Raw genomic sequence first — 20,979 nt, forward strand, 5'->3', positions numbered from 1 at the left:
CCTCATGCGCAGCGAGACGATCGCGGTACACGCCGGCTTCGAGCACGACCCGACGACCCACGCGGTCGCGGTGCCGATCTACCAGAGCGTGGCCTACGCCTTCGACAGCGCCGACCACGGGGCCGCCCTCTTCAATCTGGAGGAGGAGGGCTACCGCTACAGCCGGATCGCCAACCCGACGGTGGCGGTCCTGGAGCGGCGCGTGGCCGAGCTCGAGGGCGGCCACGGCGCCCTGGCCGTCGCCACCGGGCAGGCCGCCCTGCACTACGCCATCGCCACGCTCGCCGACCACGGCGGCAACATCGTCGCGGTTCCCCAGCTCTACGGCACCACCCACACGCTGCTGGCCCACGTGCTGCCGCGCCAGGGCATCGCCTGCCGGTTCGCCGCGAGCGACAGCCCGGAGGACATCGCGCGCCTGATCGATGCCGACACGCGCGCGGTCTACTGCGAATCGATCGGCAACCCGGCCGGCAACATCTGCGATATCGAGGGCCTCGCCCGCGTCGCCCACGCGCACGGCGTCCCCCTCGTCGTCGACAACACGGTGCCGACCCCGATCCTGCTGCGCCCGATCGAGCACGGGGCGGACATCGTCATCGCCTCGCTCACCAAGTTCATGGGCGGGCACGGCACCACGCTCGGCGGCATCATCGTGGATTCGGGGCGCTTCGACTGGACGGCGCAGCCCGAGCGGTTCCCGATGTTCTGCACGCCGGACGCCTCCTATCACGGGCTCGTCTACGCGGAGCATTTCGGGGCCGGCGCCTTCGCGGCGCGCGCCCGCAGCGTCTATCAGCGCACCACCGGCGCCGTGCTCCCGGCGCTCTCCGCCTTCCTGCTGCTGCAGGGCATCGAGACGGTGGCGCTACGCGTCGAGCGGCACGTCGAGAACGGCCGCAAGGTCGCCGAACACCTGCGGGCCCACCCGGACGTCGCCTGGGTGAACTACGCGGGCTTCCCCGACAGCCCCCACCACGCGATGGCGCGGAAATATCTCGGCGGCCAGGGCTCCTCGCTCCTCACCTTCGGAGTGAGGGGCGGGTTCGAGGCCGGCAAGGCCTTCTACGACGCCCTCAGGCTCGTGAAGCGCCTCGTCAACATCGGCGACGCCAAGTCGCTCGCCTGCCATCCGGCCTCGACCACCCACCGGCAGATGAACTCGGAGGAGCAGCGCGTCGCGGGCGTCTACCCGGAGATGATCCGCCTCAGCGTCGGCATCGAGCACATCGACGACATCCGGGACGATCTCGACCAGGCGCTCGCCGCCGCCCGTCCCGCCGCCCTCGCGGCCTGACCCGGCCATCGGGAGAACGGACATGCTGGATACCGGCCCGCAGGAGTTCCGGGCGCTCGGCCTCGAAGGAGCGCCCTGCCCGCCCGTCCCGGCCCCGCTCGCCGGGCCGGGCGCGGCTGCCCTGCGCGTCGGCCTCCTCAACAACATGCCGGACGCAGCCCTGATCCAGACCGAGCGGCAGTTCCGCCGGCTGATCGGGGACGGCGTCGCGCTCAGCCTGTTCTCGCTCGACGGCGTGCCCCGCGGGCCGCTCGCCCGTGCGCATCTCGACCGCCACTACGCCTCGCACCGCACCCTGCCGGAGGCCGGCCTCGACGCCCTCGTGATCACGGGCTCCGAGCCCCGCGCCGCCCGGCTCGACGACGAGCCCTACTATCCCGCCTTCGCCGGTGTGGTGGACTGGGCTGCCCGGCACACCGTCTCCACCCTGTTCTCGTGCCTTGCCGCGCACGCCGCGGTGCTGCATCTCGACGGCATCCTGCGCCGGCCGCTGCCCGCCAAGCATTCGGGCGTCTATCCTTGCGCGCGCATTGCCCCGCATCCGCTCCTGACGGGCCTGGCCGCGATCGTGCCGGTGCCGCACTCGCGCTGGAACGAACTCGCGGAGGCCGATCTCGCGGCGTGCGGCTACACGGTGCTGCGGCGCTCGGAGGCGGTCGGCGTCGACCTGTTCGTGCGGGAGGCAGGCAGCCTGCTGGTGTTCCTGCAGGGCCACCCGGAATACGACGGCGACAGCCTCGCGCGCGAGTACCGCCGCGACGTCGGCCGCTTCCTCGACGGCGCGCGGGAGACATGCCCGCCGCTGCCGGAGCATTCCTTCGGGCCCGCTTCCGCGCGGCGCCTCGAGGCCTTCGCGGATGCGGCGCGGGCGCACCGCGATCCCGGCCTCTACGCCGCCTTCCCGTCCCTCGACGAGGCGCCGCCGCTCCCGCCCGCCTGGCAGGACGCCGCCGCCGGTCTCTTCCGCAACTGGCTCGCGCTGGTGGCGGCCCGCCGCGCCGCGGCGCTGCCGATCCGGGACCGCGCCTGAGGCGCGACGCCCTTCCCCGCACGCTGAGCCCGAGACCCATGCACGCCGCCCCGCTCGCCGCCTCGCCCGCTCCCCCGGAAGCCGGCCCCAGGGCCTCCTCGACCGCCGGCTGGATCGGAGCGCTGGAGCGCACCGCCCGGATCGACGCGGAGCCGGGGCGCATCTTCCCGCGCGTCGTCGACGAGCTCGCGGCCGCCCACGGGAGCGCGCCCGCCCTCATCGGCGAGGACGAGACCCTGAGCCATGCCGATCTCGCCGCGCGCCAGAACCGCTACGCCCGCTGGTCGCTCGCCGAGGGCCTCGCCAAGGGCGACACGGTCGGGCTCCTCATGCGCAACCGTCCGGATTTCGTGGCGATCTGGCTCGGGCTGACCCGGGTCGGCCTGCGCGTCGCCCTCCTCAACACGAACCTGCGGGGCGAGGGCCTCGCCCATTGCATCGACGTGGCGGCGCCCCGCCTCCTCATCGTGGAGACGGCGCTCGCCGACGCTTTCGCGGGGACGCTCGGCCACCTTGCCCGGGCCCCGGCGGTCTGGTGGCAGGGCGAGGGGGCGGATTTCGCCTGCCTGGCGGAGGCCGCGGCCGAGCATGACGGCGCGCCGCTCGGCGCGCACGAGGCGCCGCCGGTCGGCCTCTCGGACGGAGCGCTCCTGATCTACACCTCCGGCACCACGGGCCTGCCCAAGGCCGCCCATGTGAGCCACCATCGCGTGATGATGTGGACCCACTGGTTCGCGGGCCTGATCGGCCCGACGCCCGCGGACCGCATGTACAACTGCCTGCCGCTCTACCACAGCGTCGGCGGCATCGTGGCGACGGGCAGCGTGCTTCTCGGGGGCGGCGCCGTGGTGATCCGGGAGCGGTTCTCGGCGAGCCGGTTCTGGGCGGACGTCGCCGGGACCGGCTGCACCCTGTTCCAGTATATCGGTGAGCTCTGCCGCTACCTGACCCTCGCCCCGCCCGACCCGCGCGAGCGCGCGCATCGCCTGCGCCTCTGCACGGGCAACGGCCTGCGCCCGGACGTGTGGGAGCGCTTCCGGGAGCGCTTCGCGATCCCGAGGATCCTCGAATTCTACGCCGCCACCGAGGGCACCGTCTCGCTCTACAACGTCGACGGCAAGGTCGGCGCCGTCGGCCGGGTGCCGAGCTTCATGGCCCACCGCTCGCCCGCCCTCCTGGTGCGCCACGACGTCGAGACGGGGCTGCCTCTGCGCGACGCCGCCGGGCGCTGCCTGCCGGCGGCGCGCGGCGAGACCGGCGAGCTGCTCGGGCGCCTCTCGGAGAAGGCCGAGCACCGCTTCGAGGGCTACACCGACGCCGCCGAGACCGGCCGCAAGGTGCTGCGGGACGTCCTCAGGCCGGGGGACGCCTACCTGCGCACCGGCGACCTGATGCGCCAGGACAGCCAAGGCTATTTCCACTTCGTCGACCGCATCGGCGACACCTTCCGGTGGAAGGGCGAGAACGTCGCGACGACCGAGGTCGCCGCGGTGCTCGGCCGATGCCCGGGCGTGCGGGAAGCGAGCGTCTACGGCGTCGCGGTGCCGGGCGCGGACGGCCGCGCCGGCATGGCGGCGCTCACCGTCGGGCCCGATTTCGACCTCGCGGGCCTGCACGCGCGGCTCGCCGAGCGGCTGCCCGCCTATGCCCGGCCACTGTTCCTGCGAATCTGTCCCGAAATCGGCGTGACCGAGACCTTCAAGCAGAAGACGGCGGCGCTCGCCGCGCAGGGCTTCGACCCGGACGGGATCGCCGACCCACTCTATCTCGAGGTCGACGGCGCCTACCGGCCCCTCGACCGGGCAACCTTCGCGGCGGTCGCGGCCGGCGCGATCCGACTCTGAGGCCGGATCCCGGTGAGCCCGGCCCGTCGGACCGGCTCACCGAAACTCGGCACGAGCCGCCCGCGCCTCAGGCGGGATGCGCCTGCGCGAAGGCGATGCGTCCCTCGAGCGCCCCGTGCTCCAGATAATGCTGCAGCGGGTCGATGCCGGCCCGCGCCACGTCCGCGTAGGCCGAGAGGTACGCCGCCGCGTCGAACTCCGCCGACGGGTTGCGGCCTTCGCTGAATCCGAACGCCTCGTAGTGCGCCAGCGGGTTCATCCCGGACGCCGCGACGTCGGGATTCGCCGCGAGGTAGCCCGCGGTCGAGAAGAACGGGTTCGGGTCCCGGCCCTCGAGCCAGCCGGACGCCGCGTAATGCGTCTCGGGATCGAGGCGGGCCGCGAACACGTCCGGGTTGGCGGCGTAGTAGAAGACGTCGTCGACGAGCGCGTTGCCGTCACCGAGCACGCCCGAGACGATGCGCAGGATGTCGGCGCCGGTGAGGCTCGCCATCCAGCCCGGGACCGGAACGGCCTGGTTCGGGAAGAGATCCTCCCCGTAGGTGGTGAGCAGGTGGAACTCGGCGGCCGCGGCCGCGAAGGTCGCGAGCGCCGCGGGGCGCAGGGACGGATGGCCGAAGGCGAGCCCCGCCGCGACGATGGGCGCCGCCTCGGCCGGCGTACCGAGATAGCTGACGTCGCCGTAATGCGCGATCTTCGGACTGTAGAGGAAGTTTGTCTCGACGGGCAGCGGGAGACCGTTCGCGTAATTGCCGACCGGGTCGCCGTACTCGACGTAGTTCGTCAGCGGAGTGTCGGCGCCCGGCGGCACGTAATCGGTCGAGATGCCCGGCGTGCCGTAGGTGACGCCAGTGAGCCCGGTCTGGGCCGCAACGTACTCGGCCTCGGCCGCGCCGAGGGAGTGGCCCGTGACGACGATGTTCTCCCGCGGGATGCCCTGCGCGAGCGCCGTCGCGACGACGGACTGGGTGAAGGCGAGCGCGTCCGTGAGGGCGGGCGGCAGCTGCCCGAGATAGAGGGCGACATCTGCCAGGATCTGCGCAACGGCGAATTGGGGCTCGTCCGGCAGGATCGCCAGGTTCGTGCCCTCGAACCCGATCAGCACGGTCCGGTCGGCGCCCGTCCCCTTGACGTAGGCGGCGCCGTAGAAGCCCGTCGCGGCGTGGAATGCGTCGTAGTCGTTCGGAGAGTCGTAGTGATTCGCCGCCACCGGAAAGGGCGCGAGCTCGGCATCGGGCGTGCCGGCCGTCATACCGCTGTTGTAGGCCCAGGCCGACAGGTCGAAGTAGTTCCTCGGTGTCGGCACGGCCATGCTGCGACTCCTCGGGCCGGACCGGCCGGCATCGCGCCGCGCCGGTCGAGAGGCGCCGAGAGTGCGGCCCGAGGCCCGCGCCGATCAATCCTGAAAGCCGGCGCGGAACCGTACTCCGGCCTCGCGGCGTCGTGCTCCGGGACGACGCAGTCGGTCGATGGATTATCCGCGTGTGTCCGACCGGGATTTAATGCACGCCTGCCCGCACCGACTCGACCATCCGCGAGATGGCGTCGACCGAGTAGAAGTTCTTCGGGTTGAGGCAGGCGGGCGGGATCATGATGTCGAACTCGGCCTCGATCGCCAGCATCAGGTTGACGAGGTCGAGCGAGGTGAGCCCGACATCCACCAGCGCGTCCTGGGGCTCGAAGACTGGCTTGATCGCGTGGCGCGCCGCGATCTCCTGCGCCAGGGCCAGTGTCCGATCGGTCACGTCGTTCTGCACAGCGCTCGGCATCGTCAGTCTCGCGATCTCGTGAAGCTTGGGCGGCAAGTCGAGGAGGAAATGGTTAACAACCCAATCCTTGATGTTCTTCAGATAAGTTCACGGGATCGATCGGTCAACGAACTCATGAATTTAACGATATTTGTCGTTAATTCGATCAATCGCCCGAATACGTAGTTTTCTAGAGTTCGCGTAACTCGGCTTTAGGGGGTGCCCGGCCTATGATGGGCCATCGACGGACCCGGCCGAGCGCGGCCCCGGTCCGGGCAGCGGCGCCCTCGACGGCCGCGGACGGCGTTTCGGGAAAGCTCATGACGATTCAGCACAGGCACGGACCCGTGGCGCGCCTCGACGGCGGGGTCGATCTCGCGGCCCGGGCGGCCTCCGCCGCCGCGGTCGCCGCCGCCCACGCGGCCGAGGTCGACCGCGAGGCGCGCTATCCGGCCGAGGCGGTCGAGGCCCTGCGCGCGCAGCGCCTCCTCGGCGCGGCGATCCCGATCGCGTTCGGCGGCGAGGGCGCCTCGATGCAGGCGCTCGCCGAGATCTGCTACGTGCTCGGGCGCGCCTGCGCCTCCACGGCGATGATCTTCGCGATGCACCAGACCAAGGTCGCCTGCCTCGTCCGCCACGGGCGCGGCGAGCCCTGGTGCGAGGGCGCGATGCGCCGCATCGCCGACGCGCAGCTCCTCCTCGCCTCCTCGACCACGGAGGGGCAGGGCGGCGGCAACGTGCGCGCCTCCGCCGCCGCGGTCGAGCCGGATGGCGACCATCTCCGCCTCGAGCGGGCCGCGACCGTGATCTCCTACGGCGCCCAGGCCGACGGGATCGTCACCGTCGCCCGCCGGGCGGCCGATGCGGGCGCCTCGGACCAGGTGCTCTGTGTGCTCCTGAGGGAGGATTACGAGCTGGAGCGCCTGAGCGGCTGGGAGACGCTCGGCATGCGCGGCACCTGCAGCGCCGGCTTCCGGCTGCGCGCCCGCTTCCGGCCCGAGCAGGTCCTGCCTGCCCGCTACGCCGATATCCACGGTCAGACCATGACGCCCGTCTCGCACCTCCTCTGGTCGAGCGCCTGGGCGGGCATCGCGGCCGGCGCGGTGGAGAAGGCACAGGCCTTCACCCGCACGGCGATGCGCGGCGCCGGCGGGCAGGCCCCCCCCGGGGCCCTGCACTATGCCCGCGCGGTGTCGAGCCTGAAGCAGGCCCGCGCCCTGATCGCGCAGGGTCTCGACCGGTTCGAGGCCGCCGCGGATGATCCCGCGTCCCTCGCGGCCCTCGATTTCCAGACCGCGATCACGATGCTCAAGGTCGAGGTCTCCGAGCTCGCCGTCGCGGCGGTGAGCAGCGCGCTGCGCGCCAACGGCCTCGCGGGCTACCGGCAGGACGGCGATTTCAGCGTCGGCCGGGCGCTGCGCGACGTCCTGTCCGCGCCGATCATGATCCACAACGACCGGATCATGGCCAATCTCGCCACCGCCACCCTGATGACCCCCGTCGCCGCCGCTCTGCGCGACTGACCCCCGTTCCTCCAGGAGTCGCCCTCATGAACATGAAGGTCATGGATGTGCCGGCCGCCCCGCCGGCGCAGGATCCCCTCGACGCGCTCTTCGACGCGATGTTCCGGCCGATGAACGCGAACGGCGTCTACGCCCGGACCGGCGCCTACGAGTCGGTGGTCGAGGCGCTCGCCGCCCTGATCTCCTCCCAGCGCGAGGCCGGGACGGAGGTCTTCCGCTTCCCGCCGGTGATGAGCCGGGAGCATCTGGAGCGCCACGGCTATCTCAAGAGCTTCCCGAACCTTCTCGGCTGCGTCTCCTGCCTCGAGGGCAGCGAGGCCGAGATCCGGGCGGCGGCCGACCTCCAGGCCACGGGCGGCGACTGGACCGCGGCGCTCGAGACCGCCGACCTCGTGCTCACGCCGGCCGCCTGCTACCCGGTCTACCCGATCGCGGCCGCGCGCGGGCCGGTGCCGGGCGAGGGCTACCGCTTCGACGTCGCCTGCGACTGCTTCCGCCGCGAGCCCTCCCGGCATCTCGACCGGCTGCAATCCTTCCGGATGCGCGAGTATGTCTGCATCGGCACGCCCGATCAGGTCTCGGCCTTCCGCGAGCGCTGGATCGCCCGCGCCACCGCGCTCGCCGACGCGCTCGGCCTGCCCTACCGGGTCGAGCAGGCGAGTGACCCGTTCTTCGGCCGGGTCGGCCAGATCATGGCCTTCAGCCAACTCGAGCAGTCGCTGAAGTTCGAGCTGCTGATCCCGCTGCGGGGCGAGGCCGCCGGCACTGCCTGCATGAGCTTCAACTACCACCGCGAGCATTTCGGCACGACCTGGGACCTGCGTCATGCCGACGGCGAGCCGGCCCATACGGGCTGCGTCGCCTTCGGCATGGACCGGCTGGCGGTCGCCCTCTTCGCCACCCACGGCGCGCGGATCGCCGACTGGCCCGAACGCGTGCGCGCCGCCCTGCATCTCTGAGGCCGCGGCGCTCTCTCGCCCGCCCGGGCCAGCAGGTTCACGCCTCATCCCCGGTGCCTCGGGCGGCGTCCGATCCGCGCCGCCTCTCACCTCTCCCGTGCGGGAGAGGTCGAGTCCGCTTCACGCGGACCGGGTGAGGAATCAGGTCTCTCCGGCGAGGTCGCCTCCCTCACCCTGTCCCTCTCCCGCACGGGAGAGGGGACCCGCGCTTGATCCGGGAAGGGCAAGCCATCCAGCATCGGCGCCGGTCCGGGGCCGCTCCCGTTCGATGCCGCACCGACCCCTCACGCGAGCCTCCCATGCCCCTCGACCCGCACGCGAAGCGGTTCCTCGACATGATCGCGATGGGCGGCGTCGCGGTGCCGAGCATCCCCGAGCGCCGGGAAGGGCTGCGCAATCTCGCGCGGCTCGCCGCCGCCCGCGGCACGGTGCCGGCCGAGACCCGCGAGCTGATCTTGCCGGGCCCCGGCGGCCCGCTGCGCGCCCGGCTCTACGCGCCCGCGGGTGCGGACAGCGCGATCCGGCCCGGGCTCGCCTTCTTCCACGGCGGCGGCTTCGTGGCGGGCGATCTCGACACCCATGACGGGATCTGCCGGACGCTCTGCGCAGCGAGCGGCTGCCGCGTCGTCTCGGTCGCCTACCGCCTCGCCCCCGAGCACCCCTTCCCGGCCGCGATCGAGGATGCGCGCGCGGCCTTCGCGTGGGTCGCCGCGCGGGCGGGCGACCTCTCCATCGACCCTGCGCGCCTCGCGATCGGCGGCGATTCGGCCGGCGCCGGGCTCGCGGCCGTGGTTTGCCAGGAGATGCGGGGCGCCCGCATCGCCGCGCAGCTCCTGCTCTGCCCCGTCCTCGACCTGATCGGGGAGGGGGAATCGCGCCGCGACTTCGCCCAGGGCTACTTCCTCGACGCCGCGACGATCGCCCGCGACATCGAGGCCCTCGGCCTCGGCGGGCACGATCCGGCGGACCCGCGCCTGTCCCCGCTCCGCAGCCCGGACCTCGCCGGATTGCCGTCCGCGCTGATACACACCGCCGCGTTCGACATCGTGCGCGACGACGGCAGGACCTACGCGGCGCGCCTCGCCGCGGCGGGCGTGCCCGTCCGCCACGCCTGCCACGCGGGCATGATCCACTACTTCTACGGCCTCGGCGGCCTGATCCCGGCCGGCCGCGCGGCGCTCGAGGGGATCGGACGGGAGCTCGCCGAGCTCCTCGGCTGAGGCCCGGGCCAAGCCCGCGCGGACGTGCTATCCCTCCGGCTCCCGCGGGCCCCGGCCCGCCACCGGAGCCGCCGCATGTCCGCCTCCGCCCTCCCCGCCGTGACCCCCGAGGCCCCGGTCCTCCTGCGGGAGGACGGCGCGGGGATCGCCGTCCTGACGCTGAACCGGGGTCCCGCCCGCAACGCCCTGTCGCTGGCCCTGATGGCGGCCCTGCAGGCGGCGCTCGACGCGATCGCGGCGGATCCGGCCGTGCGGGTCGTGATCCTGAAGGGGGCAGGGCCCGCCTTCTGCGCCGGGCACGACCTCAGGGAGATGCGGGCGAACCCGGGCCGCGAGGCGGTCGAGGCCCTGTTCCGGGCCTGCGCGCGGCTGATGCTGACGATCACCCGCCTGCCCCAGCCCGTGATCGCGCAGGTGCACGGGATCGCCACCGCCGCGGGCTGCCAGCTCGTGGCGACCTGCGACCTCGCGGTCGCGGCCGACGACGCCCGCTTCGCCACGCCCGGCGTCAATATCGGGCTGTTCTGCTCGACCCCGATGGTCGCCCTGTCGCGGGCGGTCCCGCGCAAGGCGGCGCTGGAGATGCTGCTCCTCGGCGAGCCGATCGACGCGAGCGAGGCCCATCGCATCGGCCTCGTCAACCGGGTGGCGGCGGGCGCCGAGCTCGACGGAACGGTCCGGGAGATGGCGCTGCGGATCGCCGCGAAGTCGCCCCGCGTGCTCGCCATCGGCAAGGAGGCCTTCGCGCGGCAGGGCGAGCTCGCGCTGGAGCAGGCCTACGCCTACGCGGCCGAGGTGATGACCCGGAACATGATGCTGGCCGATGCCCGCGAGGGCATCGACGCCTTCCTGCAGAAGCGACCGCCGCGCTGGGAGCCGTGAGACCGCACCAAAGATCCTGTTTTCTGCGTTTTTGACCGAATCCGTCAAAAACGCAGAAAACAGGATCAATTCAATCAGTTAGATCATTCTGCGAAAAACCGTTGCCACTTTTTCGCAGCATGCCCTAGGCGGTGTTGCCGGCATCCACCGTCAGCACCGTGCCGGTGACGTTGCGCCCGCCCGGCCCGAGCAGGTAATCGACCGCCGCGGCCACGTCCTCGGCCTCGGCCAGGCGGCGGAGCGCCGAGCGGCGCGCGATCCGGTCGCGGTCGGCCTCGCCGAGGCCCGCGGTCATCTCGGTGTCGACGAAGCCCGGCGCCACCGCGTTCACGGTGATGCCGAGATGGCCGACCTCGCGGGCGAGCGACTTGGTGAAGCCGACGAGCGAGGCCTTCGTCGCGGCGTAGACCGAGAGGCCGCTGTAGCCCGTCGCGGCGATGATCGAGGCGAGGTTGACGATGCGCCCGCCCCCGTCCGCCATCATGGCCCGCACCACGAACTTGGTGAGCATGATCGGCGAGAGGGTGTTGAGCCGGACGAGCGCCTCGATATGCGGGTTCTGCATCGTGGCGAGCAGGCCCTCGGTGCCGAGGCCGGCATTGTTGACGAGGCCGTAGAGCTTGCCGAACTCGCGCCGGGTCTCCCGCACGAGGCCGGGCAGCGCCTCGATGTCGGCGAGGTCGGCCGAGCGGAAGCGGATCGAGCCGGTCTCGGCCGCCCGCGCCGCCTCGCTCGCGGCCCGGAGCGCCTCGGTCTCGCGGCGGGCGAGCGCGATGACGTCGAAGCCGGAGGCCGCGAGCCGCGTCGCGATGGCGAGACCGAGGCCGCGGCTGCCGCCGGTGACGAGGACGTTGGGCATCGGGCGCGGGCCTCGCGGGGTCAGGCGGGGCGGCGGGCGAGCTTGCCCGCCGCGGTGACGTCGAGGGCCGGCACGATCTTGAGGAGCGCCGGCACCTTGTGGGCGCTGAGCTCGGCCCGGCAGGTGGCCAGGATCTCCCGTCGGATCTCCTCAGCCGGGCCCGCATCGCCCTCGTTGAGGACGACGCTCGCGGCCACGACCGAGCCGGTGATCGGGTTGCGGCGCGCCTCGACCAGCGACATGCGCACCCGCGCGTGCCGGTTGATGACGGCCTCGACCTCCTCGGGGTGCACCTTGAGGCCGCCGACATTGATGATGCCGCCGCGCCGGCCGACGAAGTGGTAGCGGCCGGCCCGCTCCTCGACCATGTCGCCGGTATCGATGAAGCCGTCGTCGTCCGCGAGTGCGAGCCCCTCCTGGCCGATATAGGCCGAGGCCGTGCGGCGCGAGCGGATGCGGAGCGACCCGTCCACCACCCGCATCTCCACCTCGGCGCCCGTGCGCCCGACGAGCGCGGCCGGGAAGCCCTCGAGCCCGTCCGTCACCTCGAAGCCGACGCCGGCCTCCGTCGAGGCGTAGGCGTGGCCGATCGAGGCGCGCGGATAGGCTTCCTTGAGCCCGTCGAGGACGGCCTGGTCGGCGATCTCGCCGGAGAGGCGGATATAGGCCGGGTCCATCGCGGCCCGCTCCGGGCTCATCAGAACGCGCCGCCAGTGCGAGGGCGTGCCGGAGATACGGGTGACGCCCCGGCGGCCGAGGCGGCGCAGGTGGTCCGAGACCGCCTCGCCCGCGCTCGACAGGACGAGGGAGCCCGTGCCGAGGACCCCGCGCAGGAAGATCTGCAGGCCGCCGTAGCGGCGGATGTCGTAGAAGGTCGCCCAGACCGGCGGAGCCTCGCCCGGGACCGCGGGCCGGATCGCGCCGGTGAGGCCGGAAAAGTCGTGGGCCACGAGCTTCGGCACGCCGGTGGTGCCGGAAGTGAGGAGCAGCCACTCCGTCGCCCGCTCGAATTCGGGCTCGCGGGCGGCCGGCACGGGCGGCCAGAAGCAGTCGATCAACGGCAGCCCGTCGAGACCCGGCAGCGCGCCGCGCGGCCGGTCGCTGAGGACGGCGTCGGCCCGCGCGCGTGCGGCGACGACGCAGAGGTTCTCGGGCGCGAGGTCGGGCGGGCACAGGACCACGGCCTCGGCGAGCCCGTCGAGAGCGATCAGCGCGAGGGCGGCCGTGAACTGGTCGCCCGTCACGAGCATGAGCCGGCGCCCGGCGACGTCGCCGCCGAGGCAGGTCATGTCGAGGAGGTCCGCGAAGGCGATGCTCCGGTCGCGGCCGTGCAGCCACCGCCCGCCGCCCGGGCCCTCCGCCGCCCGCTCCTGCCGGGCGAGGGCGTCCCGCAGCGAGCGGGTCTCAGGCCGCGACATCGACCGTCGCGGCCTCGTAGAGGGCGATGAAGTCGCCGAGCGTGACCGGAAAGACGATCTCGTCGGAGGCCGTGAACGGGTCGACGCCGAGCGCGTCCTCGAGCCGGCTCACCAGGATCGCGAAGCAGAGCGAGTCGAGGCCGGACTCGAGGAGGACCAGCGCGTCCGTCAGGGATGCGAGGGCCTTGTCCTGCTCCTGCGCAACCTGCCGGATGTTCTCGATGACGGTGGTCCGCGTCGACATGACGATATCCTCGAAAATTCTTGTCAAATGACCGTAATGTCGGGGGTCCGCCTCATCAAGCCGATCAAGGGATCATGGTGAAGAGCCGGATATGTTGAGAAATACAGTAAACACTGGGCCGTCCCTCGCGGTGGCGATGCGCCTGCGGCCCTCACCGATCCTTAACCAGCCGGGGCGAAGCTCGATCGTCGAGCGGGCAGGATCACGATGGCGACGCCGAAGCTGCAGCCGGATTGGAAGAGCGAGGCGCCGAATGCGGCTCCGCTGAACGCGAGCGTGCGCCGCCATCTCGGCCGCAGCCTGCAGGCCCATTTTGCCGAGGCGCTCGCCGCGCCGGTCGGCGAGCGCCTTGCCGCCCTGCTCGCCCGGCTCGACCCGCCGCGGCGCTGAGAGCCGCCCGATCCGTCTGCCGCACGGCCCGGCCCGGGGATCACCTCCGGCCGGGCCTCTCGCCGTCCGCTGTGCCCGTGGATCAGTCGAGGGCGACGGCGACGAGGGAGAACAGGCCGGCGAGCATGAGATTGCCGGCGAGCACGAGGGCGATCACGGTCATGGCGGGATGTCTGGCCTGGAAGGTCCTGGAGGTGCGCGATCCGCGCCGCGCCCTTCTAGACGGAAGCGGTGCACAATTCCTCTGATTCCGGCGCCTCTCCTGCCCGAATCCGCGACAAGGTTGACGGCGATGCAAGCGGGACACGCTCGCGGAGCGGCCGCGCCACACCGGCCGTGAAACCGTTCGGAGCGCCGCCGCATCGGAGCGCCGCCGACGCGCTCCGGGCGCGGATCTTGCCTCCCGGCGCGGCTCTGCCACACGGCGCGGCGAGGACGCGACCGTTCTCGTCCCGGGGTCGGCCAGGCCGCGGTGAACGTTCTTCCTAAAGAACGGGGCGGCCACCACTGAATCGTTCTCCCGGGCGCGCATTCAGGAGCCGAAACTTCCTTGAGCTCTGCGTACGTGCGGCGACACTGGCAGCTTCGCCGCCGATCCGGCTCGTTCTGCCGGGCTTGACGCGTCGTCTTGCTTGACAATGTTCTTTAAAAAGAACGACAACGCGACGGCTGGGGCCCGCCGCGGATTCTCCCGGCCGCACCCTTGCGGAGAGACGACGTGAGCCAGACCAACGTGACGCGCTTCCGCCGCCGGCGGACCGGACTTCTCTCGAGCCTCGGTCTCGCCGCCTGCCTCGTGCTCGCCGCCGGGCCGGGCGCGCGCGCTCAGACGGCTCTCCTCAACGTGTCCTACGACCCGACGCGCGAGCTCTACCGCGACATCAACGCGGCCTTCGCGGAGGATTGGAAGGCGAGGACCGGCGAGACCGTGACGGTGCGCGCCTCCCACGGCGGTTCCGGCGCGCAGGCCCGCACGGTGATCGACGGGGTCGACGCCGACGTGGTCACGCTCGGGATCCCGTCGGACATCGACGCCATCGCGCGGCTCACCAAGAAGATCCCGGCCGAGTGGCGCGACAGGCAGCCGAACCAGGGCCTGCCCTACACCTCGACGGTGGTCTTCCTCGTGCGCAAGGGCAACCCGAAGGGCGTCAAGGACTGGGACGACCTCGTGAAGCCCGACGTGAAGGTGATCACCCCGAATCCGAAGACCTCGGCCGGCGGGCGCTGGAACTTCCTGGCCGCCTGGGGCTACGCCTACAACAAGGACAAGGACGCCGAGAAGGCCAACGGCTTCGTCGGCCAGATCTACCGGCAGGTGCCGGTCCTCGACACGGGTGCGCGGGGCTCCACCGTGACCTTCGCCCAGCGCGGCCTGGGGGATGTGCTGCCGACCTGGGAGAACGAGGCCTTCCTGGTCCTGCAGGAATTCGGGGCCGACAAGTTCGACATCGTGGTGCCGCCGAGCTCGATCTACGCCGAGCCGCCGGTGGCGCTCGTCGACGGCAACGTCGACCGCAAGGGCACCCGCAAGCAGGCGGAGGGCTACCTCGCCTTCCTCTACTCGGACAAGGCGCAGGCGATCTTCGCCAAGCATCATTACCGTCCGCTCAAGCGCGAGGCGGCGGCGCCCGCGGATCTCGCTCAGCTCCCGGACGTTAAGCTCTTCAAGATCGAGGATCTTCAAGGCAGCTGGGACGATATCCAGAAGAAGAACTTCGACAACGGCGGCCTGTTCGATCAGCTCAGCCGTGCGGGGCGCTAGGAGCAGGCCATGGTCGATGCGCCGCGCGCCCGACGGCATTTCCGCCGCCCGAGCGTGATCCCGGGCTTCGGGATCACGTTCGGCTACACCCTGACCTGCCTCAGCCTGATCGTGCTGCTGCCGCTCGCCGCCCTGGTGGCGAAGGCGTCCGGCATCGGGCTCTCGGGCATCGTCGCGGTGGCGAGCGACCCGCGCGTCGCGAGCGCGCTGCGCGTCAGCTTCGGAGTCTCGCTCGTGGCCGCGCTGACGGCCTCGGTGTTCGGCTTCGTGGTGGCCTGGGTGCTCACCCGCTACAAGTTCCCGGGCCGCAAGATCGTCGATGCCGTCGTCGACCTGCCCTTCGCGCTGCCGACGGCGGTGGCGGGCATCGCGCTCGCCTCCCTCTACGCGCCGACCGGCCTTGTCGGGGCGCAGCTCGCCCGTCTCGGCATCCAGGCCGCCTACACGCCGCTCGGCATCTACATCGCCATGGTGTTCATCGGCCTGCCCTTCGCGGTGCGCACGGTTCAGCCGCTCATCGCCGAGATCGACCGGGAGGTGGAGGAGGCGTCCGCGACGCTCGGGGCGACGCGCGCGATGACGCTGGTGCGGGTGGTGCTGCCGCCGCTGGTCCCCGCGGTGCTGACGGGCTTCGCGCTCGCCTTCGCGCGGGGCGTCGGGGAGTACGGCTCGATCATCTTCATCGCCGGCAACCTGCCTTACGTCTCCGAGATCGCGCCGCTCCTCATCGTGATCAAGCTCTCGGAGTTCGACTACGCGGGCGCGGCCGCCATCGCCACGATCATGCTGGCGATCTCGTTCCTGACCCTGCTCGCCATCAACCTGATCCAGGCCTGGAGCCGCCGGAGGTTCGGTTATGTCTGACGGATTGGCGGGCACCGCCCTCCCGGCTGCCGGGGCGCCTCCCGCCGAGGCCCGAGCGCGCAGCGTCGTCACGGAGGGCCGCGCGGTGCGCTGGGCCCTGACGAGCCTCGCGGTCGTGTTCCTGGCCCTGTTCCTGGTCCTGCCGCTCTTCACGGTGTTCGCGCAGGCGCTGAGCCGCGGCTGGGGGGCCTATATCGCGGCCTTCCACGAGCCTGACGCCCTCTCGGCGATCCGCCTCACGCTCACGGTCGCGGCGATCGCCGTGCCCTTCAACCTCGTCTTCGGGGTCGCGGCGGCCTGGGCCATCGCCAAGTTCGAGTTCCCCGGCAAGAGCCTGCTCATCACCCTGATCGATTTGCCCTTCTCGGTCTCGCCGGTCGTCTCGGGGATGATCTACGTGCTCATCTTCGGCACGCAGGGCCTGTTCGGCGGCTTCTTCGCCGAGCACGGCATCCAGGTCCTGTTCGCGGTGCCGGGCATCGTGCTGGCCACGATCTTCGTGACCTTTCCGTTCGTGGCCCGCGAGCTGATCCCGCTCATGCAGGAGCAGGGCACCGCGGACGAGGAGGCGGCGCTGACGCTCGGCGCCTCGGGCCTCCACGCCTTCCTGACGGTGACCCTGCCCAATATCCGCTGGGGCCTGCTCTACAGCGTCCTGCTCTGCAATGCCCGCGCGATGGGCGAGTTCGGCGCCGTCTCAGTGGTGTCGGGCCACATCCGGGGCCTCACCAACACGCTCCCGCTCCACGTGGAGATCCTCTACAATGAATACAACTTCGTTGCCGCTTTCGCCGTCGCCTCCCTCCTCGCCGGCCTCGCGCTCGTCACTCTCCTCGTCAAGTCGCTCCTCGAGTGGCGCTACGCCGGCGACCTCGCGGCGGGAGCCCGGCACTAGCGCGGCCGGCTCCACGGCGATCCGGGTCGAGGGCCTGTCGAAGACCTACGACACGGCCGCCGTGCTGCACGACTTCCATCTCGAGGTGCGGGCCGGCGAGCTTCTCGGCCTGCTCGGTCCCTCGGGCTCGGGCAAGACGACGCTCCTGCGCATCATCGCCGGACTCGACTTCCCCGATCGCGGCCGCGTGCTGTTCGGGGGCGACGACGCCACGGGCCTGCCCGTGCAGCAGCGGGCGGTGGGCTTCGTGTTCCAGCACTACGCCCTGTTCAAGCACATGAGTGTCGCCGACAACATCGCCTACGGCCTCAACGCCCGGAAGCGGTCGGAGCGCCCGAGCCGGACCGAGATCCGCCGCCGGGTCGGCGACCTCCTCGACCTGATCAGGCTCTCGGGGTTCGCCGACCGCTACCCGTCGCAGCTCTCCGGCGGCCAGCGCCAGCGCATCGCGCTCGCCCGCGCGCTCGCGGTCGAGCCCCGCGTGCTCCTCCTCGACGAGCCCTTCGGGGCGCTCGACGCCCAGGTCCGCAAGGACCTGCGCCGCTGGCTGCGCGAGATCCACGACCGCACCGGCCAGACCACGATCTTCGTGACCCACGACCAGGACGAGGCGCTGGAGCTGTCCGACCGCGTCGCCGTCCTCGACCGGGGCCGGCTGGAACAGGTCGGCACGCCGGACGAGGTGCAGGACAATCCCGCCTCCGCCACGGTGCTGAAGTTCCTGGGCGACGCCATCGAGCTCGAGGCCCTCGCGGAGGGGGGGCGCGTCCTGGTCGACGGCAAGCCGACCCCCGTCGCCGCCCCCCGCGGCACCGTCGGCCCGGTCAGGCTCTACGTGCGGCCCTGGCAGCTGCAATTCGCGGATCCGGCCGAGTCGCATCTCGGCGGCACCGTGCGGGCCTCGCACCGCAGCCAGGGGCGCCAGCGCATCGACGTGGAGCGGCCGGATGGCCGGGTTCTTGTCGTCGAGGATTTCGATGGCGAGCGCTACGCCTCCGGCCGCAGCGTCGGCCTCAGGATCAACGGGGGCTACGTGTTCGCGTGAGGCCGATCCCGCGCGCTCGTCCCTGCCTTGCGGAGAGCCGGGGACGGCTCGAGCCCGCAAGCGGGAAGAGGCTTGCCGGACCGGGCCGACGCCGCATCATGCCGACCATGAGCGTGAGCCCGACCACCCCCCGCCCCGACATCCTCGCCGCCATCGGCGGCACACCGCTGGTGCGCCTGCGCCGCGCCTCGGAGGAGACCGGCTGCACGATCCTCGGCAAGGCCGAGTTCCTGAATCCCGGCCTGTCCGTGAAGGACCGGGCGGCGCTCGCCATCGTGGAGGACGCGGAGGCGCGCGGGCTGATCCGGCCCGGCGGCACCATCGTGGAGGGCACGGCAGGCAATACCGGCATCGGCCTCGCGCTGGTCGCGAGCGTGCGCGGCTACCGGACCCTCATCGTCATCCCGCAGACCCAGTCCGAGGAGAAGAAGCAGACCCTGCGGCTCGCCGGCGCGCGCCTCGTCGAGGTCCCGGCGGTGCCCTTCGCGAACCCGAACAACTACGTCCACGTGGCCCGCCGCCTCGCCGAGCGGCTCGCCGAATCGGACCCGGCGGGCGCCTTCTTCGCCGACCAGTTCGACAACGTCGCCAACCGCCGCGCCCACGCCGAGGGGACCGGCCCCGAGATCCTCGCGGCGACGGGCGGGCGCATCGACGGCTTCGTCTGCGCGGCCGGCACCGGGGGCACGCTGGCGGGCGTCGCCGAGGCCCTGCGCGCCCGCAACCCGGGCGTGCGGATCGCCCTCTCCGACCCGGAGGGCTCGGCGCTTCACGCCTACTACACAACCGGCACCCTCAAGGCGGAGGGCTCCTCGATCACGGAAGGGATCGGCCAGGGCCGGGTGACGGGCAACCTCGCGGGCTTCCGGCCGGACCTCTCCTTCCGCATCCCCGACACCGAGGCCGTCGCGACCGTGTTCGGGCTGATGCGGGAGGAGGGGCTGTCGCTCGGCGGCTCCTCCGGCATCAACGTGGCGGGCGCGGTGCGCCTCGCGCGCGAGCTCGGTCCCGGCCACACCGTCGCGACGATCCTGTGCGACGGCGCGGCGCGCTACGCCTCGAAGCTGTTCAACCCCGCCTTTCTGCGCGAGCGCGGCCTGCCGACGCCCGACTGGCTGGACGCCCCGGCGCCGCCCCTGCCGGACTGGCACGTGTGAGGCCACGGACATATTCCAGCGCCCTCGCGCGCCGAATTTGAACAGAATCGGCTCAGGCGACGTTGGAACCGTCAAGCTCGCGTCCTGCACATCGTTCGGCAGGCCGGCTGGAGACAGCGTTCATGTCCTTGACCACCATCCTGCTCATCATCCTGATCCTGATCGTCCTCGGCGGCGGAAACTTCCTGGGCGGCGGCGCCTATCGCGGCCCGAGCTTCGGGCTCGGCGGCCTCCTCGTCATCATCCTGATCGTGCTCCTCGTGACCGGCCGGCTCTGACCGGTTCCTACCCTCCGCACTGAATGCCGACGACGGCGCCGGCGAGCGGCGCCGCCACGGCGCCGAGGCTCGCGGGCGCGCCCGGGCGCGGCGGGCCGGCCTTGATCCCGTTCTCCGACAGGAAGGCTGCCACGGCCGTGCCCGGCACGAGGGCGTGGCTCGCCGGCGGCATCACCCCGGCGATGAGCCGGGGCGCGGCGGGAAAGCGCGCGACGAGGCCGGCGAGCGCCCCTGAACGGTCGAGCACCGGCGCGCCCGCGGCGCCCGGCTGCAGCGGCGCGAAGACGCCGCCGGCCGGGGCGCCGGAGCCCGGCGCGACCGAGACGCCGCCCGGACCGGCCGCCACCGCCACGAGGGCCTCGCCTTCCGCGACCGGGTCCGCGCGGGGGCTCGGCGGAGCCGCTGTGGCCGGGGCGCTGGCTTCGAGCAGGGCGAGGCCGCGGCCGGGATCGGCCTTCAGGATCCGGGCGGCCGCGCCTTCGATCCGGAGCGCCGCGCACGCCTCGAGCGCTGCCGCGGCGGTCAGAATGCGGCCCGGCCCGACGGCGAGGCCGGTGGCGGCGGGGCCCGTGGGCGCTGCCACCGGCGGCGGCGCGGCGCCTGCCGGAGGTGCGGCGGCCGCGCCGGCACCAGGCCCCGGGAAGGGCACGAAGCTGTTGGCGATCGCGATGACGAGCCGGTCCACCTCGCCCGCGAGCGCCCGTTCGTAGCCGAGCGCGAAGCCCCGGACGCCCTCGGGGCCGGCGGCGTAGCGGGTGTAGGACTTGCCGGTGCCGGTCTCTCCCGTGACCACGATGAAATCCGGCCGCTTCAGCGAGTAGGTGATCTTGCGGTCGTTGAGCGGCGCCGTCGCACGCTCGAACAGGGCGTCGAGGTCGGTCCCGCCGGGCGGGAAGGAGCGGCTCTCCAGGGTGACGCGCCCGTCCTGGCTCTGCCAGCGCGTGCCGCCGCGGATCGGGGCCCGCTTGGTCAGGAGACGCTCCGGCACGCCGAGGACGGCGCCGCTCGCGGCGTCGGGCTGCACCGCGAAGCGGGCGGATCTCCGCGCCGCCTCGCCCGCGGCCAGGATCGCGGCGCGCAGCCGCGGGTCGAGCGGATCGGCCGCGGGCGTGGCTGAGCGGGCCCGGAAGGCGTTCAGGGCCTCGAAGGTGCGCCGGCCGAACGTGCCCGCCACCACGCTGTTGTAGTCGCCCGTCCAGGTCAGGGCGTCCTGCAGCGCCCTGCGCTCGGCCTCCGGAAGGGCTTCGTAGGCGGCCTTCGCCGAATCGAAGGCCCGGTCGGGCGCGGGCGCGGCCGGCGCGGGCGGCTTCGGCCGCGGGGATGCCGCGGGCGCCTGCGCCTCGGCGCGGTCCGTCGCCCACAGGGTTGCCGCCAGTCCGGTCGCCAGTCCGGCCACCAACCCGAAGCGCGCGCGCCGCACCATCCCGCCTGTCCCCCGCCCTGCCGCCGAAGGTGGCAGAGCTGCCAGCCGATGGCCAGCGAGGGGGAACCGCCATTGCGGCGCCCGCGGCAAGTGCTACGCTCCTCGCTGCAAGGCGCAGCCCCGAGATGTCGCCGCCCG

Annotated in this window: 20 protein-coding genes; 14 read left to right on the forward strand and 6 right to left on the reverse strand. The window is 72.5% G+C overall.

Going from position 1 to position 20,979, the window contains the following annotated elements:
• The first annotated feature begins 4 nt into the window (after positions 1–4).
• The 3 genes from WDW90_RS14015 to WDW90_RS14025 are packed head-to-tail and all read left to right on the forward strand — an operon-like array spanning position 5 to position 4,171.
• Positions 5–1,297 (forward strand): O-acetylhomoserine aminocarboxypropyltransferase/cysteine synthase family protein, encoded by a 1,293-nt coding sequence (locus WDW90_RS14015; protein ID WP_336488007.1) that lies wholly within the window; start codon positions 5–7, stop codon positions 1,295–1,297.
• Positions 1,298–1,319: 22 nt separating this feature from the next.
• Complete coding sequence (metA, locus tag WDW90_RS14020; protein ID WP_336488008.1) at positions 1,320–2,327, forward strand: homoserine O-succinyltransferase MetA; 1,008 nt, start codon at positions 1,320–1,322, stop codon at positions 2,325–2,327.
• A gap of 38 nt (positions 2,328–2,365) precedes the next feature.
• On the forward strand, positions 2,366–4,171 hold the full coding sequence (locus WDW90_RS14025) for a long-chain-acyl-CoA synthetase (RefSeq protein ID WP_336488009.1): 1,806 nt from the start codon (positions 2,366–2,368) through the stop codon (positions 4,169–4,171).
• Positions 4,172–4,238: 67 nt separating this feature from the next.
• Here WDW90_RS14025 and WDW90_RS14030 read toward each other — a convergent pair whose 3' ends face one another.
• Both WDW90_RS14030 and WDW90_RS14035 read right to left on the reverse strand, forming a co-directional pair.
• A complete protein-coding gene (locus WDW90_RS14030; protein WP_336488010.1) occupies positions 4,239–5,483 on the reverse strand; it encodes an alpha/beta hydrolase family protein in 1,245 nt (414 codons plus the stop codon).
• Between the two features lie 187 nt (positions 5,484–5,670).
• Positions 5,671–5,940, reverse strand: coding sequence for a phosphopantetheine-binding protein (locus WDW90_RS14035; RefSeq protein WP_336488011.1), 270 nt, complete (start codon positions 5,938–5,940; stop codon positions 5,671–5,673).
• Between the two features lie 299 nt (positions 5,941–6,239).
• Between WDW90_RS14035 and WDW90_RS14040 the strand changes: the two genes are divergently transcribed.
• The 4 genes from WDW90_RS14040 (at position 6,240) to WDW90_RS14055 (ending at position 10,503) form a co-directional block, all read left to right on the forward strand.
• Positions 6,240–7,442, forward strand: a complete 1,203-nt coding sequence (locus tag WDW90_RS14040; protein WP_336488012.1) for an acyl-CoA dehydrogenase family protein — start codon at positions 6,240–6,242, stop codon at positions 7,440–7,442.
• A 26-nt stretch (positions 7,443–7,468) separates the two neighbouring features.
• Positions 7,469–8,401 (forward strand): amino acid--[acyl-carrier-protein] ligase, encoded by a 933-nt coding sequence (locus WDW90_RS14045; RefSeq protein ID WP_336488013.1) that lies wholly within the window; start codon positions 7,469–7,471, stop codon positions 8,399–8,401.
• Between the two features lie 299 nt (positions 8,402–8,700).
• Positions 8,701–9,621 carry an alpha/beta hydrolase gene (locus WDW90_RS14050; RefSeq protein ID WP_336488014.1) on the forward strand — a complete coding sequence of 307 codons (921 nt, stop codon included), beginning with the start codon at positions 8,701–8,703 and terminating at the stop codon, positions 9,619–9,621.
• A 75-nt stretch (positions 9,622–9,696) separates the two neighbouring features.
• Positions 9,697–10,503 carry an enoyl-CoA hydratase gene (locus WDW90_RS14055; protein ID WP_336488015.1) on the forward strand — a complete coding sequence of 269 codons (807 nt, stop codon included), beginning with the start codon at positions 9,697–9,699 and terminating at the stop codon, positions 10,501–10,503.
• A gap of 124 nt (positions 10,504–10,627) precedes the next feature.
• Here the strand turns inward: WDW90_RS14055 and WDW90_RS14060 are convergent, their stop codons facing one another.
• The 3 genes from WDW90_RS14060 to WDW90_RS14070 are packed head-to-tail and all read right to left on the reverse strand — an operon-like array spanning position 10,628 to position 13,024.
• Positions 10,628–11,362: an SDR family NAD(P)-dependent oxidoreductase gene (locus WDW90_RS14060; protein WP_336488016.1), complete on the reverse strand. Its 735-nt coding sequence runs from the start codon at positions 11,360–11,362 to the stop codon at positions 10,628–10,630.
• Positions 11,363–11,382: 20 nt separating this feature from the next.
• Entirely contained in the window at positions 11,383–12,780 is a 1,398-nt protein-coding gene (locus WDW90_RS14065) for an AMP-binding protein (protein WP_336488017.1), read from the reverse strand.
• Entirely contained in the window at positions 12,767–13,024 is a 258-nt protein-coding gene (locus WDW90_RS14070) for an acyl carrier protein (RefSeq protein ID WP_336488018.1), read from the reverse strand. Before WDW90_RS14070 ends, WDW90_RS14065 begins: the two co-directional genes overlap by 14 nt.
• 207 nt (positions 13,025–13,231) lie before the next feature.
• On the opposite strand from WDW90_RS14070, the gene WDW90_RS14075 reads away from it, so the two are divergent.
• The 7 genes from WDW90_RS14075 to WDW90_RS14105 all read left to right on the forward strand — a co-directional run bounded on the left by WDW90_RS14075 (position 13,232) and on the right by WDW90_RS14105 (position 19,418).
• Positions 13,232–13,414: a hypothetical protein gene (locus tag WDW90_RS14075; protein ID WP_336488019.1), complete on the forward strand. Its 183-nt coding sequence runs from the start codon at positions 13,232–13,234 to the stop codon at positions 13,412–13,414.
• Between the two features lie 718 nt (positions 13,415–14,132).
• On the forward strand, positions 14,133–15,179 hold the full coding sequence (locus WDW90_RS14080) for a sulfate ABC transporter substrate-binding protein (RefSeq protein WP_336488020.1): 1,047 nt from the start codon (positions 14,133–14,135) through the stop codon (positions 15,177–15,179).
• A gap of 9 nt (positions 15,180–15,188) precedes the next feature.
• Positions 15,189–16,043 carry a sulfate ABC transporter permease subunit CysT gene (gene cysT / locus WDW90_RS14085; RefSeq protein WP_336488021.1) on the forward strand — a complete coding sequence of 285 codons (855 nt, stop codon included), beginning with the start codon at positions 15,189–15,191 and terminating at the stop codon, positions 16,041–16,043.
• Positions 16,036–16,938, forward strand: a complete 903-nt coding sequence (cysW, locus tag WDW90_RS14090; protein WP_336488022.1) for a sulfate ABC transporter permease subunit CysW — start codon at positions 16,036–16,038, stop codon at positions 16,936–16,938. The genes cysT and cysW overlap by 8 nt, the downstream gene beginning before the upstream one ends.
• Entirely contained in the window at positions 16,823–17,983 is a 1,161-nt protein-coding gene (locus tag WDW90_RS14095) for a sulfate/molybdate ABC transporter ATP-binding protein (RefSeq protein ID WP_431311036.1), read from the forward strand. The genes cysW and WDW90_RS14095 overlap by 116 nt, the downstream gene beginning before the upstream one ends.
• A gap of 107 nt (positions 17,984–18,090) precedes the next feature.
• A complete protein-coding gene (locus tag WDW90_RS14100; protein ID WP_336488031.1) occupies positions 18,091–19,140 on the forward strand; it encodes a cysteine synthase A in 1,050 nt (349 codons plus the stop codon).
• Between the two features lie 122 nt (positions 19,141–19,262).
• The gene (locus tag WDW90_RS14105; protein ID WP_336488023.1) at positions 19,263–19,418 is read left to right on the forward strand and encodes a DUF3309 domain-containing protein; all 156 of its coding nucleotides are present in this window, start codon (positions 19,263–19,265) and stop codon (positions 19,416–19,418) included.
• A gap of 7 nt (positions 19,419–19,425) precedes the next feature.
• Here WDW90_RS14105 and WDW90_RS14110 read toward each other — a convergent pair whose 3' ends face one another.
• Positions 19,426–20,841 carry a serine protease gene (locus WDW90_RS14110; protein WP_431311037.1) on the reverse strand — a complete coding sequence of 472 codons (1,416 nt, stop codon included), beginning with the start codon at positions 20,839–20,841 and terminating at the stop codon, positions 19,426–19,428.
• Positions 20,842–20,979: the final 138 nt, after the last annotated feature.

Origin of the sequence: Methylobacterium nigriterrae (genome assembly GCF_037106235.1) — a bacterium.
In the GTDB taxonomy this organism is placed as follows: Bacteria; Pseudomonadota; Alphaproteobacteria; order Rhizobiales; family Beijerinckiaceae; genus Methylobacterium; species Methylobacterium nigriterrae.

Coding starts and splice junctions, on each gene's coding strand:
- WDW90_RS14015 (WP_336488007.1), top strand. CDS start 5: ATGCGCAGCGAGACGATCGCGGTACACGCCGGCTTCGAGCACGACCCG.
- metA (WP_336488008.1), top strand. CDS start 1,320: ATGCTGGATACCGGCCCGCAGGAGTTCCGGGCGCTCGGCCTCGAAGGA.
- WDW90_RS14025 (WP_336488009.1), top strand. CDS start 2,366: ATGCACGCCGCCCCGCTCGCCGCCTCGCCCGCTCCCCCGGAAGCCGGC.
- WDW90_RS14030 (WP_336488010.1), bottom strand. CDS start 5,483: ATGGCCGTGCCGACACCGAGGAACTACTTCGACCTGTCGGCCTGGGCC.
- WDW90_RS14035 (WP_336488011.1), bottom strand. CDS start 5,940: ATGCCGAGCGCTGTGCAGAACGACGTGACCGATCGGACACTGGCCCTG.
- WDW90_RS14040 (WP_336488012.1), top strand. CDS start 6,240: ATGACGATTCAGCACAGGCACGGACCCGTGGCGCGCCTCGACGGCGGG.
- WDW90_RS14045 (WP_336488013.1), top strand. CDS start 7,469: ATGAACATGAAGGTCATGGATGTGCCGGCCGCCCCGCCGGCGCAGGAT.
- WDW90_RS14050 (WP_336488014.1), top strand. CDS start 8,701: ATGCCCCTCGACCCGCACGCGAAGCGGTTCCTCGACATGATCGCGATG.
- WDW90_RS14055 (WP_336488015.1), top strand. CDS start 9,697: ATGTCCGCCTCCGCCCTCCCCGCCGTGACCCCCGAGGCCCCGGTCCTC.
- WDW90_RS14060 (WP_336488016.1), bottom strand. CDS start 11,362: ATGCCCAACGTCCTCGTCACCGGCGGCAGCCGCGGCCTCGGTCTCGCC.
- WDW90_RS14065 (WP_336488017.1), bottom strand. CDS start 12,780: ATGTCGCGGCCTGAGACCCGCTCGCTGCGGGACGCCCTCGCCCGGCAG.
- WDW90_RS14070 (WP_336488018.1), bottom strand. CDS start 13,024: ATGTCGACGCGGACCACCGTCATCGAGAACATCCGGCAGGTTGCGCAG.
- WDW90_RS14075 (WP_336488019.1), top strand. CDS start 13,232: ATGGCGACGCCGAAGCTGCAGCCGGATTGGAAGAGCGAGGCGCCGAAT.
- cysT (WP_336488021.1), top strand. CDS start 15,189: ATGGTCGATGCGCCGCGCGCCCGACGGCATTTCCGCCGCCCGAGCGTG.
- cysW (WP_336488022.1), top strand. CDS start 16,036: ATGTCTGACGGATTGGCGGGCACCGCCCTCCCGGCTGCCGGGGCGCCT.
- WDW90_RS14100 (WP_336488031.1), top strand. CDS start 18,091: ATGAGCGTGAGCCCGACCACCCCCCGCCCCGACATCCTCGCCGCCATC.
- WDW90_RS14105 (WP_336488023.1), top strand. CDS start 19,263: ATGTCCTTGACCACCATCCTGCTCATCATCCTGATCCTGATCGTCCTC.
- WDW90_RS14110 (WP_431311037.1), bottom strand. CDS start 20,841: ATGGTGCGGCGCGCGCGCTTCGGGTTGGTGGCCGGACTGGCGACCGGA.